14 protein-coding genes are annotated in these 15799 nt (G+C 73.3%); 8 read left to right on the top strand and 6 right to left on the bottom strand.

Features of this window, described 5'->3' with window-relative positions:
- Positions 1-116: 116 nt before the first annotated feature.
- On the top strand, positions 117-1046 hold the full coding sequence (locus tag ACZ53K_RS12660) for an MBL fold metallo-hydrolase (protein WP_468834660.1): 930 nt from the start codon (positions 117-119) through the stop codon (positions 1044-1046).
- 84 nt (positions 1047-1130) lie between these two features.
- Here the strand turns inward: ACZ53K_RS12660 and ACZ53K_RS12655 are convergent, their stop codons facing one another.
- Positions 1131-2075, bottom strand: a complete 945-nt coding sequence (locus ACZ53K_RS12655; RefSeq protein ID WP_468834657.1) for an NAD-dependent epimerase/dehydratase family protein — start codon at positions 2073-2075, stop codon at positions 1131-1133.
- 153 nt (positions 2076-2228) lie between these two features.
- Positions 2229-2870 (bottom strand): TetR/AcrR family transcriptional regulator C-terminal domain-containing protein, encoded by a 642-nt coding sequence (locus ACZ53K_RS12650; RefSeq protein WP_468834655.1) that lies wholly within the window; start codon positions 2868-2870, stop codon positions 2229-2231.
- 167 nt (positions 2871-3037) lie between these two features.
- On the opposite strand from ACZ53K_RS12650, the gene ACZ53K_RS12645 reads away from it, so the two are divergent.
- From ACZ53K_RS12645 to ACZ53K_RS12630, 4 genes are all read left to right on the top strand, one after another.
- A complete protein-coding gene (locus tag ACZ53K_RS12645; protein WP_468834653.1) occupies positions 3038-4510 on the top strand; it encodes an MDR family MFS transporter in 1473 nt (490 codons plus the stop codon).
- Between the two features lie 205 nt (positions 4511-4715).
- Positions 4716-5747: a methyltransferase gene (locus ACZ53K_RS12640; protein ID WP_468834650.1), complete on the top strand. Its 1032-nt coding sequence runs from the start codon at positions 4716-4718 to the stop codon at positions 5745-5747.
- Positions 5744-6793 (top strand): methyltransferase, encoded by a 1050-nt coding sequence (locus tag ACZ53K_RS12635; RefSeq protein ID WP_468834648.1) that lies wholly within the window; start codon positions 5744-5746, stop codon positions 6791-6793. The genes ACZ53K_RS12640 and ACZ53K_RS12635 overlap by 4 nt, the downstream gene beginning before the upstream one ends.
- Entirely contained in the window at positions 6790-7578 is a 789-nt protein-coding gene (locus tag ACZ53K_RS12630; RefSeq protein WP_468834645.1) for an SDR family NAD(P)-dependent oxidoreductase, read from the top strand. Before ACZ53K_RS12635 ends, ACZ53K_RS12630 begins: the two co-directional genes overlap by 4 nt.
- 52 nt (positions 7579-7630) lie before the next feature.
- On the opposite strand, the gene ACZ53K_RS12625 is transcribed toward ACZ53K_RS12630, so the two are convergent.
- On the bottom strand, positions 7631-9268 hold the full coding sequence (locus ACZ53K_RS12625; RefSeq protein WP_468834642.1) for an FAD-dependent oxidoreductase: 1638 nt from the start codon (positions 9266-9268) through the stop codon (positions 7631-7633).
- Positions 9261-10211: an aromatase/cyclase gene (locus ACZ53K_RS12620; RefSeq protein ID WP_468834639.1), complete on the bottom strand. Its 951-nt coding sequence runs from the start codon at positions 10209-10211 to the stop codon at positions 9261-9263. Before ACZ53K_RS12620 ends, ACZ53K_RS12625 begins: the two co-directional genes overlap by 8 nt.
- Before the next feature lie 176 nt (positions 10212-10387).
- Here ACZ53K_RS12620 and ACZ53K_RS12615 point away from each other — a divergent pair, with 176 nt between their 5' ends.
- The 3 genes from ACZ53K_RS12615 (at position 10388) to ACZ53K_RS12605 (ending at position 13550) form a co-directional block, all read left to right on the top strand.
- Positions 10388-10846, top strand: coding sequence for a nuclear transport factor 2 family protein (locus tag ACZ53K_RS12615; RefSeq protein WP_468834637.1), 459 nt, complete (start codon positions 10388-10390; stop codon positions 10844-10846).
- Positions 10843-12465, top strand: coding sequence for a class I adenylate-forming enzyme family protein (locus tag ACZ53K_RS12610; RefSeq protein WP_468834635.1), 1623 nt, complete (start codon positions 10843-10845; stop codon positions 12463-12465). The genes ACZ53K_RS12615 and ACZ53K_RS12610 overlap by 4 nt, the downstream gene beginning before the upstream one ends.
- A gap of 80 nt (positions 12466-12545) precedes the next feature.
- Positions 12546-13550 carry an acyltransferase domain-containing protein gene (locus ACZ53K_RS12605; RefSeq protein WP_468834633.1) on the top strand — a complete coding sequence of 335 codons (1005 nt, stop codon included), beginning with the start codon at positions 12546-12548 and terminating at the stop codon, positions 13548-13550.
- Between the two features lie 64 nt (positions 13551-13614).
- Here ACZ53K_RS12605 and asnB read toward each other — a convergent pair whose 3' ends face one another.
- Both asnB and ACZ53K_RS12595 read right to left on the bottom strand, forming a co-directional pair.
- Entirely contained in the window at positions 13615-15465 is a 1851-nt protein-coding gene (gene asnB / locus ACZ53K_RS12600; RefSeq protein WP_468834631.1) for an asparagine synthase (glutamine-hydrolyzing), read from the bottom strand.
- 60 nt (positions 15466-15525) lie between these two features.
- Positions 15526-15783, bottom strand: a complete 258-nt coding sequence (locus tag ACZ53K_RS12595; RefSeq protein ID WP_468834628.1) for an acyl carrier protein — start codon at positions 15781-15783, stop codon at positions 15526-15528.
- Positions 15784-15799: the final 16 nt, after the last annotated feature.

The following is a 15799-nucleotide window of genomic DNA, read 5'->3' as shown; positions in this document are numbered from 1 at the left end:
CTCCTTCGTCGTCATCCGTACGGCAGCGCGCGGGCCGCCCGTGCTCCGCAGCCTGCTGCGCGGCGCTCGACACCGGGTCGAGCGGACGTCGAGTCCGCGGGCCGAGGATCGGCGGCATGGCAGGACGACGAGTGAGCGGAACAGACCGTGGGACGCGATTCGAGGAGGTGGCGGACGGGGTGTTCGCCTTCACCCAGCCGGACGGCGGGTGGTGCCTGAGCAACGCGGGGGTGGTGCTGGGCGGCCGGGCCACGGTGGTCGTGGACACCGCCGCGACGATCGCCCGCGCCGAACGGCTGCGTACGGAGGTCGACGCGCGGGCGGGGGCGTCCCGGCGGGTGGTGGTCGACACCCATCAGCACGGCGATCACACTTTCGGCAACTGCGTGTTCGCCCCCGAGGCGGTGTTCGTCGCGCACGCCGTGGCCCGCGCCGACATGATCGAGTCGGATCTGGGACTGACGAAACTGTGGCCCGCCGTCGAGTGGGGGGACGTACGGCTGACGCTGCCGGAACTGACGTTCACCGACCGCATGGACCTGCACACCGGCGGCCCGCGGGTCGAACTGCTGCATCTGGGGCCCGCACACACCTGCGGTGACACGGTGGTGTGGGTGCCGGAGCGGCGGACGCTGTTCACCGGGGACATCGCGATGAACGGGGTGACACCGTTCTGCCTCATGGGCTCGATCGGCGGGTCCCTGCGCGCGCTGGAACGGCTGCGCGCACTGGAGCCCGAGACGGTCGTACCCGGCCACGGAGCCGTCGGCGGACCGGAACTGCTCGACGACTGCGCCCGGTACCTGCGCTGGGTTCAGCGCACGGCCGCGGAGGGCCTGGCCGCCGGCGTCTCACCGCTGGAGGCGGCGCGCTCGGTGCGGCTCGGCGCCTGGGAGGACCTGCTGGACACCGAGCGGCTGGTGCCCAACCTCGTCCGCGCCTACGACGAGGCGCGCGGCGGCGTCTGGGGCGCGCGGCTGGACGAGATGGCCGCCTTCGCGCTCATGCTCGACTACCACGGCGGACTGCCCGCCTGTCACGCCTGAGTCTTCGCGCCCGTGGTCGGCACGGCTGTCTGCGGTCGCTGTGGCTTTTCCGGTCGGGTGGCCTTCTCAGGTTGCTGTGACCGCTCATCGCGGTGCCCGTTCGAAGAGCCAGCCGGAAGCTGAGGCGAGCAGGTCGCGGAGTGAGGTCTCCAGGTCGTAGCCCGGCTGCCAGCCCAGCAGCCGGCGGGCCTTGGAGATGTCCAGGTGCTGCCGGGGTACGTCGCGGCACGGGCCGGCGGGGTCGTCAGGGCCGTCGACGATCCGCGACGGCAGCCCGCTGAGCGCCGCCAGCCGGCCGACGGCCCACCGGACGGACACCGCCTCGCCCCGGCCGACATTGATCACTTGGCCCGCGATGTCGGCCACCGGCGCGCGGGCCGCCACGAGCACGGCGCCGGCCACGTCCCGGACGTCCACGAACTCGTGGTGTGCCGCGCCGGGCGTGAGCCGCAGGTCCGTCACGCGGGCGCCCGCGTCCGGTGCGCCGGCCGCCGCGGCGAGCCGCCCGGCGACACTGCCCAGCAGACTGTCGCCGGGGGCGTACGGCCCGGTGGCGTCGGCGAGCCGCAGCACCACGCCGGGCAGCCCGGCGTCCCGCGCCGCATGCAGCACCGCCCGTGTGCCCAGCAGCTTGGAGCGCCCGTAGGCGCCGGCCGGGGCGGTCTCGTGTTCTTCGGTCAAGGGCGTCCCGGCAGGCCGGGGTCCGTACTCGTGGGCACTGCCGAGGTGGATCAGCCGGGGCCGGTACGGCATCGCCGTGATGGCCGCCGTCAGCCGTTCCACCAGGCGGACGTTGGCCGTCTCCAGCTGCCGTACGGTCACGCCCCGTGCCGCGCCCGCCGCGTTCACCACCGTACGGGCCTCCGCCTCGGTGAGGAACGCGGCGAGTTCCGCCGCCGTGGCGGCACCGGCGTCGAAGCGGACCAGCCCGCTGCGGGACACCGGCAGCACCCGGTGGCCGGCCGCGCCGAGCGCGCGGTAGAGGTGCCGGCCCAGGAAGCCCGTACAGCCCAGGACCACGGTCGTCATGCGACCACCCGCCGAGCGCCGGTGGCTAAATGCGGGCCGGGCACCCGCCTCCTTCGGCGGCCGCCGGGGGATCCCCCGGCACGCGCGCCGGCTGTGCTGCCGATATGCATGGAGTTCCTCTTTCGTCCGGTGCGGCGCGGGCCGGAGTGCGGGTCAGCCGGAGCGGCGCTCCTTGAGCAGCCGGGCCATGCCCCCGACGAGTACGTCGGTGCCGTGCCGGAAGTCCGCGTCCGGGTTGGGGCGCCCGGCGGCCTCCAGCGCCGAGCGCAGGGTCGGGTAGGTCCCGGAGTCGAACGCCTCGGGGCCGGAGGCGGGTGTCTGGCCGGCGCGGGCCATCGAGTCCGCGATCTGCTCGTCGAGGACGAAGCCGAGCGTGTAGTTGGCCACCGTCCCGGCGTTGCGCAGGGCGTCCGCCACACTGAATCCGGCGGCGGTGAAGGCGTTCATCATGCCTTCCTGGAGAGCCAGCGCGTCCTTGTTGGGTCGCGCGGTGGCGAACAGGCGGGCGCCGTCGCGGTGGGTGCGCAGGGAGCGGCGCAGCCGCCACATCATGTCGCGCAGCCACTCGTCCCAGGGCCGGTCGCCGGGGTCGTGCCGGAAGGTGGCGAACTCGTCGGCGAACATCTCCTCGGCCATCCGGTCGAGGAGTTCTTGCTTGTCCTTGAAGTGCCAGTAGAGCGAGCCGGCCTGGACGCCCAGCTCCTTGGCGAGGCGGCGCAGGCTCAGGCTGTCCAGACCCACTTCGTCCAGCAGCCTGAGGGCCACGCGCACCACGGTCTGCTGCTGAAGCGCCATCGTGTGTGCCCTCTTTCGTGCGTGTGTGGCAGCCACCCTAACCCTGTTCGGCTGCCGAACGCCTCCCAGCCTCTCGCGAACCCGCTGGTTTACGCCATGTCCTTGACGCCTTGTGGCGGCGGGTGCATTCTGGCGACCTAGTAACCCAACACTGTTAGGGGAAACCGATGACTACCAAGGCGACCCAGTCGGTCGACGCGGCACGGCCGGGGGGTGCCTTGCCGACCCGCGACGATGACCGGATCACATCCGAAATCTGGCTACTGGCCTGCGTCATTGTGTTCGGCGCCTTTATGTCGACACTGACCACCACGATCGTCAATGTGGCCCTGGGCAGCATCGGCGAAAAGCTGAGCAGCGACGTGAACACCGTTCAATGGGTCGCGTCCGGCTACCTCGTCGCACTGGCCGCCGCCCTCCCGGTCAGCGGCTGGCTGGCCAAGCGGCTGGGAGCCAAGCGGCTCTGGCTGGGCGCACTCGCGGTCTTCACCCTCGCGTCCGCCGTCTGCGCCGTGGCGACGAACATCGAGACGCTGATCACCATCAGAGCCGTGCAGGGCCTGGCCGGAGGGCTTCTGGTCCCCACGGGACAGATGCTGCTGGCGGCCGTCGCCGGGCCCAAGCGCATGGGCCGCGTCATGAGCATCGTCGGCATCCCCGTCGTACTCGCACCCGTCCTCGGGCCCTCGCTCGGCGCCCTGCTCCTCCAGCACCTGAGCTGGCAGTGGCTGTTCCTGGTCAACATTCCGTTCGGCGTCGTCGGCTTCCTCGCGGGCGTCCGGCTGCTGCCGGCCTCCACCCGGCAGGACCCGGGCCGCTTCGACGTCCTGGGCGCGATCCTCGTCGCCCTCGGACTGCCCCTGCTGACCTACGGCGTGGCGGAGATCGCCGACCACGGCAGCTTCACGGCCACCTCGGCCGCCGTACCGACCCTCTGCGGGCTCGTCCTGATGGCCGCGTTCTCCGTACATGCCCTGCGCACCAAGACACCGCTGCTCAACCTGCGGCTGTTCAAGAACACCGCGTTCGCGGCAGCCGTCGTCAGCACTTTCTGCCTCGGCGCCGCGCTCTTCGGCGCGCTGATCGTGCTGCCGCAGTACTACCTGGGCGTCCGGCACGAGAGCATCATCATGGCCGGCGTCCTGATGGCCCCGCAGGGCATCGGAACGGTGCTCGCCCTGCCGCTCTCCGGCCGGCTCACCGACCGGATCGGCGGCGGACCGGTGATCCTCACCGGCCTCGCCATCGCCTTCGTCGGCACGCTGCCGCTCGCGCTCGCCGGGGCACACGACAGTTACTGGTGGCTGTCGGTGGTCCTGGTGGTCCGCGGCTTCGGCGTCGGCATGGCGATCATGCCGGCCATGGCCACCGCGTACTCGGTGATCGACCGCTCACAGGTGCCGCACGCCACTCCGCTGCTCAACACCTTCCAGCGGGTCGGCGGCTCCGCCGGCATCGCCATCCTCACCGTGGTCTTCCAGCACCACCTCGCGGGCCTCGGCCCGGCGACCGCGGACCACACCGCCGCCGCCTTCGGTTACACCCACTGGTGGGTGGTCGGCGTCACCGTCCTGGCCGCCATCCCCACCATGGTGCTCACCAGGGCCCAACGGCGGCTCCGGCAGGCGCAGGCCGCCTGAGCCCCTCCCAGCCGCGGCGTCCGCTCCTTACCCCCCGTTGGGGAGCGGGCGCCGCTTCCCCGTGTCCGGCTCCCCCTACGCACTCCCGCGGTACCGGTCCAGCCCCGCTCAAGAGCCCCTCCACCGGCCCCGCCCAGTATCCGGGCAACGACCTCTCCCGACGTTTCTCCGGAGAGCGGGATTCAGAGCGAGAAAGGGCCGCCCCATGGCAACGGATGATCCGCGAGCGTACGACGACGCGGTGCAGATCGGCCGGCTGAACACCGCTTACGCCCAGTCCCGGCTGCTGCACAGCGCCGTGGAGGTGGGTGTCTTCGACTTCCTCTCGGACCGGCCCGCCGGCCTCGACGAGATCCGCGAGGGCCTGGACCTGCACCCCCGGCTGCTGCGGGACTTCCTCGACGGGCTGACCGCGCTCGGCCTCCTGGAGCGCGAGAACGGGCGCTACCGCAACTCCGCCCGCACCGAGGCCACCCTGCTGCCCAGCGGCCGCTTCCACCTCGGCAGCACGGTACGGGCGGCCGCGACCCGGCACTTCCCCATGTGGGGCAAGCTCACCGAAGCGCTGCGCGACGGGCAGCCCAAGGCGGCGGGTGCCGCCGGGCCCGGCGCGTTCGCCGAGCTCTACCAGGACCGCGACGCCGCCCGGCGCTTCCTGGCCCACATGGACTCCGCCCACGCCACCGTCGGCCCCCAGCTGGCCGATGCCCTGGACTGGTCGCCGTACGGCTCCTTCATCGACGTCGGCGGTGCCCGCGGCAACGTCGCCGCCGCCATCGCCCGCGCCCACCCGCACCTGACGGGCGGCGTCTTCGAACTGGCCCCCGTAGGACCGCTCTTCGCGGAGCACATGCGGGACCTGGACCTGGCGGACCGCATCAGCTTCCACGCGGGTGACTTCTTCCACGACCCGGTCCCCGAGACGGACGTCGTCGTGCTCGGCCATGTGCTGCACGACTGGACCGCCGAGGAGCGCGTCACCCTCCTGGAACGCGTCTACCCGTCGGTGCGCCCGGGCGGCGCCCTCGTCATCTACGACCAGATGCTCGACGACGAGCGGCCCGACCTGTACAGCGTCCTCGGCAGCCTCAACGTCGCGCTGGTCACCGGAGGTTCGGAGTACACCGTGGCCGACTGCCGCGAGTGGGTGACGAAGACCGGCTTCACGGTGGTCTCCGCCGAGCGGATCCACACCACCGGCAGCGACCTCGTACTCGTCGCGGAGAAGCCGCGGTGACGAGCGGGCCACCCGCCCTGACCCGGCAGCGGCTGCTCGCCCTGGCCCAGGGCTTCAAGGAGACGGCGGTCCTGCGCGCTGCCGTGGAACTGCGGGTGTTCGACGCGCTCGTGGACGGTCCGCGTTCCCCCGGCGAGGTCGCCGAGCGGACCGGCACCGACCCACGCGGCATCGCCGTCCTGCTGAACGCCATGGCCGTCACCGGCCTGGCCACGCACGGCACCGACGGGTACGGGCTGCCGCCCGGCGGCGCGGACCTGCTGGTGAGCACCGCGCCCGGGCACGCCGGCGGCGTGGTGCGGGTCGCCGCGAGCGACTGGGAGTGGGCTGCCCTGCGCGACCTCGCGCGGTCCGTGCGCAGCGGCGGCCCGGTCGCCGACGTCGTCGCCGACCGGCTGGACCTGCCCTACTGGGAGGACTTCGCCGAACAGGCCACGTTCGCCACCCGGGCCGCCGCGGAGGTCACCGCCGACGCCCTCGCCGCGCGGCCGGCGGCGGCCGGCCCCGCCGGGCCGCGCGTCCTCGACGTGGGCTGCGGCCCCGGCATCGTCGGCTACACCCTCGCCCAGCGGCATCCCACCGCGTCCGTCACCAGCCTCGACGTCCCCGGCGTGCTGAAGGCCGCCGAGCGGCACGCCCGGCGGCTCGGCGTCGCCGACCGCGTGACCTGGCTGCCGGGTGACGCCTTCACCGTGCCGCTCGGCGGCCCCTACGACGTCGTCCTGCTCACCAACGTCCTCTGCCAGTACTCCCCGGAGCGCGCCACCCGGCTGCTGCGGCGGCTGCGCGGGGCGCTGCGGCCGGGCGGCACCGTCGCCGTCACCGGATTCACCGGCGGCGACCGGCCGGTGGCCGAGGAACACGCCTCGCATCTGCTCGCCCTGCTCATGCTCACCGGCACCGACGCCGGTGCGGTGCACTCCACCGGCGCCTACCGCGCCATGTTCGCCGCGGCCGGCTTCGGCGACCCCGCCGTGCACGACGTGCCCGGCCTGCCGGTACGCGCCCTGACCGCCACCACGGACTCCCGAAAGGACACCCCATGACCGGCCAGCCCACCCCCCGCACCGTCCTGATCACCGGCGGCACGAGCGGCATCGGCCTCGCCGTGGCCCAGCGCCTCGGCGCCGCCGGACACCGGATCTTCCTCTGCTCCCGGGACGCGGGCAGCGTCGAGCGGACCGTCAAGCAGCTGCGCACCGACGGCGCCGAGGCCGACGGCACCCGCGCCGACGTCCGCCAGGTCGCCGACGTCCGGGCCCTGGTGGCCGCCGCCGTCGACCGGTACGGCCCGGTCGGCGTCCTCGTCAACAACGCGGGCCGCAGCGGCGGCGGCGTCACCGCGAAGATCACCGACGAGCTGTGGGACGACGTCATCGACACCAACCTCAACAGCGTGTTCCGTATGACGCGCGAGGCCCTCACCTCCGGCGGCATGCTGGACGCCGGCTGGGGCCGGGTCGTCAACATCGCCTCGACAGGCGGCAAACAGGGCGTCATCTTCGGCGCCCCCTACTCGGCCTCCAAGCACGGCGTCGTCGGTTTCACCAAGGCGCTCGGCCTGGAGCTCGCCAAGACCGGTGTCACCGTCAACGCGGTCTGCCCGGGCTATGTCGAGACGCCGATGGCCGTCCGGGTGCGGGAGGGCTACTCCGAGACCTGGGACATCACCACCGACGAGGTCCTGGAGCGCTTCAACACCAAGATTCCGCTGGGCCGTTACACCCAGCCGGCGGAGGTCGCCGGGCTGGTGGAGTACCTGGTGTCCGACACCGCCTCCCCCATCACCGCGCAGGCCATGAACGTCTGCGGCGGCCTCGGCAACTACTGATCCGTACGACAAGGGGCCGGACCGCGCAATGCGGCCCGGCCCCTTCCGCCGTTCAGTCACGCGGCAGCAGCCGGCGGCCGCGCAGTACCGCGTCCAGTCCGTCCGCACCGGTCACCGGCCCGGCGGCGGCCACGTACCCGTCCGGACGGATCAGCACGTACGTGCCAGGGGCGGCACCGAGCCCCCGCCGGACGGCGTCTCCCGGGTCGGCCAGCGGATGCGGGCCGTACGACGCACCTGCCGGACCGGGCGCCGCGCTGTGGACGGTCCGGACGGAGACCGCCGTGCCGTAGCGCCGGTCGGTCTCCTTCAGCTCCGCCTCGAAGCGACCGCCCACCGCGAAGGCCAGCAGCGACCAGCGCGGGTCGGCCAGTTCGGCGCGGACCGCCGCCCAGCCCGGGTGGACCTGCGCGTCCCGGGCCGTGCAGCCCACCCGATGGCCGGGCGGCACGCCGCCGCCCGGCCTGGCGGGCCCGGGCAGCGTCAGGGGACTGTCCGCGTAGTCCAGCGCGAGTCCGCAGAACCCCCGCACGATCTTGTGCTCGACACGCCGCTTGAGCGGGCGCAGCGCGCCCAGCACCCCGAGCCCGAGCGGCAGCAGCACCGGCGCCGCGGCGTTCCGCAGCGCCACCAGGGCCGCCGCCCGGCGGGTCGAGCCGAGCAGTACCTCGCCGATCGGCACGCGCTCCGCGCCGTAGCTGTCGAGCAGTTCCTCGGCGGCGTGCCCGCGGAGGACGTCGGCGAGCTTCCACGCCAGGTTGACGGCGTCCTGGACGCCGGTGTTCATGCCCTGCCCGGAGGCCGGGCTGTGCACGTGCGCGGCGTCGCCGGCCACGAAGCAGCGGCCCACCCGCATCCGTTCGATCATCCGCTGCTGCACGGTGAACACCGACACCCAGGTCGGGGCGGAGACCCGGACCGGCCGGCCCAGCGCGTGCGAGAGCTTGCCGGCCAGCCGGGCGCGGATCAGCTCGGCGTCCTCCGCCCCGCCGATGTCCTCGGTGTCGATGACCCGCCACTTGCCGTCCTCGGGGAACGGCACCAGCAGCAGCCCGCCCGCCCTGCCGCGCAGCAGGTGGTTGCTGTCCGGCGGCAGCGGCACGTCCAGCTCGACGTCGGCGTTGAGCCACTCCTCCGTCGATTCGCCGATCAGCCGCAGCCCCAGCGCCTTGCGTACGGTGCTGCGGCCCCCGTCGGTGCCCACCAGCCAGGGCACCGTCACCTCCTCGGCCGAGCCGTCGGCGTGCCGCAGCACCGCCCGTACCTCGTCCGTGCCGGGCGTCAGCTCCTCCAGGGCCACCCCCCACTCGATACGGCCGCCCCGGGCGGCCACGGCGGTGCGCAGCACCTCTTCGGTGACGGCCTGATCCACCATGAGCGAGAACGGGTACGGCGTGGGCATGGCGTCGTAATTGGTGTCGAACCGTACGAGCCGCCGCCCGTTCTGGTGCAGGCTGAAGTGCTCGACCTTGCGGCCGCGCGGGAGCAGCGGGTCCGCGACGCCCATCGCGTGGAACAGCTCCAGGGTGCGGGCGTGGGTGGCCAGCGCCCGGCTGGTGACGGCCGGGCCGTCGGCCCGGTCCACCAGCCGGACGCGGACACCCCGGCGGAGCAGTTCGTGCGCCGCGGTCAGCCCGACCGGGCCCGCGCCGACGACCAGCACCTCGGGAGCGGTCGCGGACTCACCCACGGTCGCCCTCGACGAACTTCTTCGCCAGGTTCAGCGTGGCCCTGCTGTTGCCGCCGGCCGCGTTGCGGATGAAGTCCTTGGCGGTGCCGACCGTGGCGTCCGGGCCGAGCACCGCAGTAACAGTGGTCTCGTTGACGGTCACGGAGTGCCAGGAGGTGGCCCGTACCCCGTCCGGCGTCTCCTCAAAGGACCACACGCCCAGGTGCGCGGTCATCAGCGACGGCGGCACCAGCTGCTTGTAGACGATCCGGCGGGTCTCGGGGAAGCAGATCCGCACCGATTCGGTGGTGTGCGTCGAGCCGTCCTTGGTCACCGTGTCCATCGCCATCCGCTGTACGTTCGCCACGTCCTCGGTGAGGTCGAGCCGGCCGACGTGCGGGAGCCGCTCCTGCCAGGCCTTGGCGTCGTACAGGAAGTCGTAGACCGCGTCGAGCGGGCCGTCGACGAGCACGGAGTCCTCGAAGGTGAAGGCCAGCGCGGCCTGCCGGTCCCAGTTCTCGGCCAGCTGCTTGATGTTGCCCAGTTCGGCCTCGCTGTTGCGATCGGTCGCCCGGCGGATCCAGTCGACGTTCTCCGCGGTGTCGCCGGCCGCCTCGAAGTCGTGCAGCAGTGTCAGCCGGGTGTGGTCCGCGCCGAGCGGCTCGGCGATCCACTCGCCGCCCATCGCGGCCACCGGGTGCGAGGAGACCTCCTGCCGGAAGCGGATGCGCCGGGCCTCCTCGTCCAGCTCGCGGCGCGACGTCCAGGAACGCACCTCACCGTTGGCCAGCGCCCAGATGGCCAGCCGTTCGCGGCCGGCAGCCTGCGCGGTGCGCTCGACGTGCACGGTGGGGGAGAAGTGCCGGGGCCACTCGGCCGCGTCGGCGATGATCCGGTAGACCCGGTCGGCCGGGGCGTCGATCTCGGTCTCGTGCCGGGTCCTGTGGGTGCCCAACGGTGCCATGGACGATCGCCGTCCTCTCTCTGATCACGACTGTGTGCCGGCCAGCGTGGCCGCCGCGGCTCGATCCCCGATCGGGCCGTGCTCAAGGGCCCCGGCTCGACCGCCGTTCGAGCGCGCACTGCCAGCCTGACCACACGTCACGACCCGTACGGGCGCAGCCGACAGGAGAAGATGTGATGGCACCGTCGACAGGGACGACAGGGCTCCCAGCCGCCGAGAACACTGCCCTCTACCAGGAGGTACAGCACTTCTACGCACGCCAGATGCGGCTGCTCGACGAGGGGGAGGTGGCGGGCTGGGCCCGTACCTTCACCGAGGACGGGGTGTTCGCGGCCAACGCGCACCCCGAGCCGCAGGCCGGCCGCACCGTCATCGAGGAGAGCGCCCGCCGCGCCCACCGGGCCCTCGCCGACCAGGGCATGCGCCGCCGCCACTGGCTGGGCATGCTGGAGGTCGTCCCCGAGGACGACGGCACCATCACGGCCCGCACCTACGCACTCGTCCTGAACATCCCGCAGGGCGGTCAGGCCGCCGTCCACCTCTCCACCAGCTGCGACGACACACTGGTACGGGAGAACGGCACCCTGCTGGTCCGCCACCGCCAGGTGTTCCGCGACGACCTGCCGCGCTCATGACCGGCCATCCCGGACCCAGCGTCGCGGAAGGCGAGCCGACATCGGTGCTGGCCCCCTACCTCGGCGGGGAGCGGGTGGAGGACGTCCTGGCCGGGCATGCCGCCCGGACGCCCGACGCGCTCGCCCTGCGCACCGCCGACCGCGACTGGACGTATGCCCGGCTCGACGCCGGGGCGACCCGCTGCGCCCACGCCCTCCGCCGGCTGGTCGAGGGTACGGCGGCCGGTGCCGCCGGCCCGGACGGCACCGGCACGGTCGTGGCCGTCGCCCAGTCCCTGGAGGAGTCCTACCCGCTCGCCTTCTACGGCGCCGCCCGCGCCGGGATCACCAGTGCGCTGATCAGCCCCCTGCTGCGCGGCGACGGCCTGGTGCACGTACTGCGGATCTCCGGGGCCCGGGCCGCCCTCGTCCCGCCGGACACCTACCGCGAACTGGCCGCCGTCCGCGACCGGCTGCCGGACCTGGCGACGGTCGTCCTGACCCGCCGCCCGGACGATCCGCGGCCGGACGACCCGCCGGTGCTCGACGACCTCCTCGCCGCCGTTGCGGACGAGGACGGCCTGCCCGTACCCGGTGACGCCGGGCGGATCGCCTGCCTGCAGTTCACCAACGGCACCACCGGCGCGCCCAAGGCCGTCCGGCTCACCCACCGCAACCTGGTGGTCAACGCCGCACAGACCGCCCACGCCCACCGGCTGGACGCGTCCTCGGTGCTCTTCGACTACCTGCCCACGTTCCACCTCATGCACCTCACGGCCGCCGTCGCCGCGGGCGCCGCCCTGGTGCTGTGCACGGACGGCGACGTGGCCGGCGCGTTCGGCATGGCCGCCCGCAGCCGCACCACGCATTTCTACAGCCTGCCCGTACGGCTGGCCCGGCTCGCCGCCGACCCCCGGCTCCGGGAGCTGGAGGCACCCACCCTACGGGCCGTGCTCTCCGGCGGATCCACGGTACCGCCGCAGGTCACGGCCGCCATCGGACAGCACTTCGGGGTACCGGTCGTGCAGGGCTACGGGCTCGCCGAGACCTCGCCGCTGGCCTCCTGCGACACCCCGGACCGGCCCAAGCTGCGCTCCAGCGGACGGCCCGTCGCGGGAGCGCGGGTACGGATCGTCGACGCCGGCACGCGCGAGGTCACCCCCCTCGGGGTGCTCGGCGAGATCGAGATCCGCGGCCCGCAGCTGATGCTCGGCTACCTCGGCCGGGACCTCGCCCTGGACACGGACGCGGACGGCTGGTTCGCCACCGGCGACATCGGCCGGCTCGACGACGAGGGCTACCTCTTCGTCGTCGACCGCATCAAGGACGTGTTCAAGTGCGACAACTGGCTGGTGTCGCCGACCGAGATCGAACGGGTGCTGCTGCGCCACCCGGGCGTCGCCGACTGCGCCGTGGTGGACCACCCGGACCCGTTCAGCGGCGCGGTCGCCCACGGGATCGTCGTGCCGCGGGGAGAGGTCACCGCGCAGGAACTCACCGACTTCATCGCCGGCCGGCTGCCGTACTACGAGCACCTGCGGTACGTCGAGTTCGTCGACGCGATCCCGCGCACCGTCAACGGCGGCAAGATCCTCCGCCATGAGCTGCGCGACCGGGTCGCCGCCGGCTCCCGGGCCTGACCCGTCCGACCCCCACCCCGCCCAGGGCCCTGCCGGTGTCACACGGCAGGGCCCTGGGCCTGTCTCCGAGGAGGAACCGCATGACCGCCCGCGACCTCGTCCTGCTGCTGCCCGGCCAGGGCGCCCAGTACCCGGGCATGGCCACCGAACTGTACGAGCGCGAGCCCGTGTTCACCGCCGTACTCGACCAGCTGTTCCGGCTGATGGGAGCGGAAGGGGCCCGGCTGCGCGCGGACTGGCTGTCCGCCACGCCCGAGGTGCCGCTGGACGACGCCGCACGCGCCCAGCCGCTGCTGTTCGCCGTCGGCTTCGGTATCGCCAAGGTCCTGGAGAGCCGCGGCCTGCGCCCGGCCGTGCTGCTCGGCCACAGCGTCGGTGAGCTGGCCGCCGCGGCCCTCGCCGGCGTCTTCGAGCTGCCCGCCGCAGCCCGCATCCTCCGCGCCCGCTCGGCCGCGCTGGCCCGGGCGCCCGAAGGCGGCATGGCGGCCGTCGCGGGGCGTCCGGACGACGTACGGGCGCTGCTCGACGCCGAGGCCGTGGCCGCCGGTGTGGCCGTCGGCGCCGTCAACGCCCCGCTGCAGACCGTGCTGTCCGGCCCCGAGCCGGACCTGGGCCGGGCGTGCGCCGCACTGCGGGAAGCGGGCATGGTCAGCCGCCCGGTGCGGGCCCGGCAGCCGTTCCATTCCCCGGTCCTGGCGGACGTGGCCGCGCGGTTCGAGGAGGCCGTCGGCCGGGAGCGGCTGCGCCCGCCGGCCATACCGGTCCGTTCCGCGCACACCTGCCGCACGGTGCGGCCCGAGGAGGCGGCCGATCCGCGGTTCTGGGCCGAGCAGCTGGCCCAGCCGGTGCTGTTCTGGCCCGCCCTGTCCGGCCTGCTCGACGAGCGGCCGTTCATCCTGGCCGAGGCCGGGCCGGGCGGCGCCCTCGCCGCGCCCGCCCGCCGGCACCCTGCCGTCCGTTCCGGCCGGAGCGAGGTCGTCTCCCTGCTGGGCGGTGAGGACGCGGACACCTGGAGCACCTGGCAGCAGGGGCTCGACCGGCTCGCTGCCCTGGTAGCGGCGCGCCCGGCCGTACCGGCGCCCTGAGCCGCACAGACGATGGGCCCGTGCCGCCGGTCCGGCGGCACGGGCCCATCGTCGGGCGCCCGGTTCAGAAGTCGAAGCTCACGCCGTACCGTTCGATCCACCGGTTCAGCCAGAGCACCATCTCCACACTGCCCCGGTCGTACGAGCGACTGACCTCGCCCAGCGGCCGTGCCAGCGCCTTACGGGCCCGCTCCTCGTCGAGCAGAGGCCGCACCGGCGCGGCCGGATCGGCCAGCACCGCGGCCAGCTCGGTACGCAGCGCCCGCTCATAGCCCGGGTCCTGGGTCGCCGGGTAGGGCGTCTTGACCCGCTCGGTGATCGAGGCGGGCAGCAGATCGGCGGTGGCCGCGCGCAGCAGGCTCTTCTCCCGCCCGTCGTGCTTCTTCATCGACCAGGGCGCGTTGAACACGTATTCCACGAGCCGGTGGTCGCAGAACGGCACCCGCACCTCCAGCCCGACGGCCATGCTCATCCGGTCCTTGCGGTCCAGCAGCGTCTGCACGAAACGGGTGAGGTTGAGATACGTCAGCTCCCGCATCCGGCGCTCCTCGGGGCCCTCCCCCGGCAGCACCGGCACCTCGGCAAGCGCCTCCTGGTACCGCTCCCGCCGGTACCCGGTGATGTCGAGCTTCTCCAGCAGCCCGCGGTCCAGCAGGGCCAGACCTCCGAAGTACCGGGCGGAGCCCGAGGTCAGCCAGGGAAAGGTGTCCGCGTGGACCGCGCCCGGGTTGTGGAACCACCGGTACCCGCCGAACAGTTCGTCCGCCGACTCGCCGGAGAGAGCCACCGTCGAGTGCCGGCGGATCTCCTTGAACAGCAGCAGCAGCGACGGCCACATGTCGCCCCAGAACGCCGGCGGCGCGTCGGTGGCCGCCAGTACGGCCGAACGCACCTCGGGGCGGGTCAGCTCGCGGCTGTCCAGCCACACCTCGGTGTGGTCTGCCGCGACGTGCGCGGCCAGCTCCCGGGCGTAGGGGGTGTCGGCCGAGCCGCGTACCGCGTCGGGCGCGAAGCCGTCGCCCGCCTCGGCGAAGTCCACGGAGAACGACCGGACGGGCCCCGCGCCCTGCCGCCGCAGCGAGGCGGCGGCCAGCGCGGTGACGGCCGAGGAGTCCAGGCCGCCGGACAGCAGACTGCACCGCGGCACATCGGCCACGAGCTGCTGCTCGACGATCTCCTCCAGCAGCCCGCGTACGGTCGCCACGGTCGTCGGCAGGTCGTCGGTGTGCTCGTGCGCCTCCAGCTGCCAGTACCGGGAGGTGACCAGGCCACGCTCGGTGACCCGGACCAGCTGGCCGGGCCGCACCTCGCGCATCCCCTGGTAGAGGGCAAGCTCCGGCGTCTTGACCATGTCCAGCGCCTCGCGCAGCCCGGTCGCGTCCACCCGCGGCGCGGCCGCCGGGTTGGCGAGGATCGCCTTCGGCTCGGAGCCGAAGAGCACGCCGTTCCGGGTGGGGTGGTAGTAGAGCGGTTTGACGCCCATCCGGTCCCGGACCAGCAGCAGTTCCCTGCTGCGGGTGTCCCACACGGCGTAGGCGAACATGCCCCGGAGCCGTTCGGCCGCACCCGAGCCCCATTCGAGGTAGGCGTTCAGCACCACCTCGGTGTCGCTGCGGGTACGGAACCGGTGGCCCCGCGCCTGGAGTTCGCGCCGAAGCTCGCGGTAGTTGTAGACCTCCCCGCAGAAGGTGAGGACGGCGAGGGTCTCGCCGTCCCGGACGGCGGCCATGGGCTGCCGGCCGCCGTCCAGGTCGATGATCGACAGCCGCCGGTGGCCGAGGGCGGCGTGGCGGCCGACCCACAGGCCCTCGGCGTCCGGCCCGCGGCAGGCCATGGTGTCCGTCATCGCCTGTGCTGTGGTGCGTTCCTCGGCGATATCACGCTGGAAGTCCACCCAGCCCGCGATTCCGCACATCTCGACAAACCCTCCGTCCGTCGTCCGGCGCCTGCCGCCGTGGGGTGATCAGCGCTCCGGTCAGTGTTCGCCGAGCGCGGCCTCGATGCGCCCGAGCAGGTCCCGCGGTGTCTTCGACTCGCTCACCACCTCGTCGGGGAAGGTGATCCCGTAGTCGCGCTCGATCCGGCTGAGGGTGTTGAACATGGCCAGCGAGTCGTAGCCCAGCGCCTCGAAGGTGACGTCGAGGACGTCGCCGTCCAGGTCGACGCCCTCCTCCTCGCCCGCGCACTCGCGCAGCAGCCGGGTCAGGTCGGTGAGGGTGAACGCATCGGACATGGTGGTGCCTCTCTCG

This window comes from Streptomyces sp. NPDC033221, assembly GCF_055577005.1.
Note: the sequence above shows the minus strand (reverse complement) of the source record. Positions and strands in the feature narration are given on the sequence as shown.

Excerpts from the sequence above, each read along its gene's own strand:
- ACZ53K_RS12605 (WP_468834633.1), top strand. The coding sequence starts at position 12,546 with ATGACCGCCCGCGACCTCGTCCTGCTGCTGCCCGGCCAGGGCGCCCAG.
- asnB (WP_468834631.1), bottom strand. The coding sequence starts at position 15,465 with ATGTGCGGAATCGCGGGCTGGGTGGACTTCCAGCGTGATATCGCCGAG.
- ACZ53K_RS12620 (WP_468834639.1), bottom strand. The coding sequence starts at position 10,211 with ATGGCACCGTTGGGCACCCACAGGACCCGGCACGAGACCGAGATCGAC.
- ACZ53K_RS12640 (WP_468834650.1), top strand. The coding sequence starts at position 4,716 with ATGGCAACGGATGATCCGCGAGCGTACGACGACGCGGTGCAGATCGGC.
- ACZ53K_RS12645 (WP_468834653.1), top strand. The coding sequence starts at position 3,038 with ATGACTACCAAGGCGACCCAGTCGGTCGACGCGGCACGGCCGGGGGGT.
- ACZ53K_RS12595 (WP_468834628.1), bottom strand. The coding sequence starts at position 15,783 with ATGTCCGATGCGTTCACCCTCACCGACCTGACCCGGCTGCTGCGCGAG.
- ACZ53K_RS12650 (WP_468834655.1), bottom strand. The coding sequence starts at position 2,870 with ATGGCGCTTCAGCAGCAGACCGTGGTGCGCGTGGCCCTCAGGCTGCTG.
- ACZ53K_RS12615 (WP_468834637.1), top strand. The coding sequence starts at position 10,388 with ATGGCACCGTCGACAGGGACGACAGGGCTCCCAGCCGCCGAGAACACT.
- ACZ53K_RS12630 (WP_468834645.1), top strand. The coding sequence starts at position 6,790 with ATGACCGGCCAGCCCACCCCCCGCACCGTCCTGATCACCGGCGGCACG.
- ACZ53K_RS12655 (WP_468834657.1), bottom strand. The coding sequence starts at position 2,075 with ATGACGACCGTGGTCCTGGGCTGTACGGGCTTCCTGGGCCGGCACCTC.
- ACZ53K_RS12660 (WP_468834660.1), top strand. The coding sequence starts at position 117 with ATGGCAGGACGACGAGTGAGCGGAACAGACCGTGGGACGCGATTCGAG.
- ACZ53K_RS12610 (WP_468834635.1), top strand. The coding sequence starts at position 10,843 with ATGACCGGCCATCCCGGACCCAGCGTCGCGGAAGGCGAGCCGACATCG.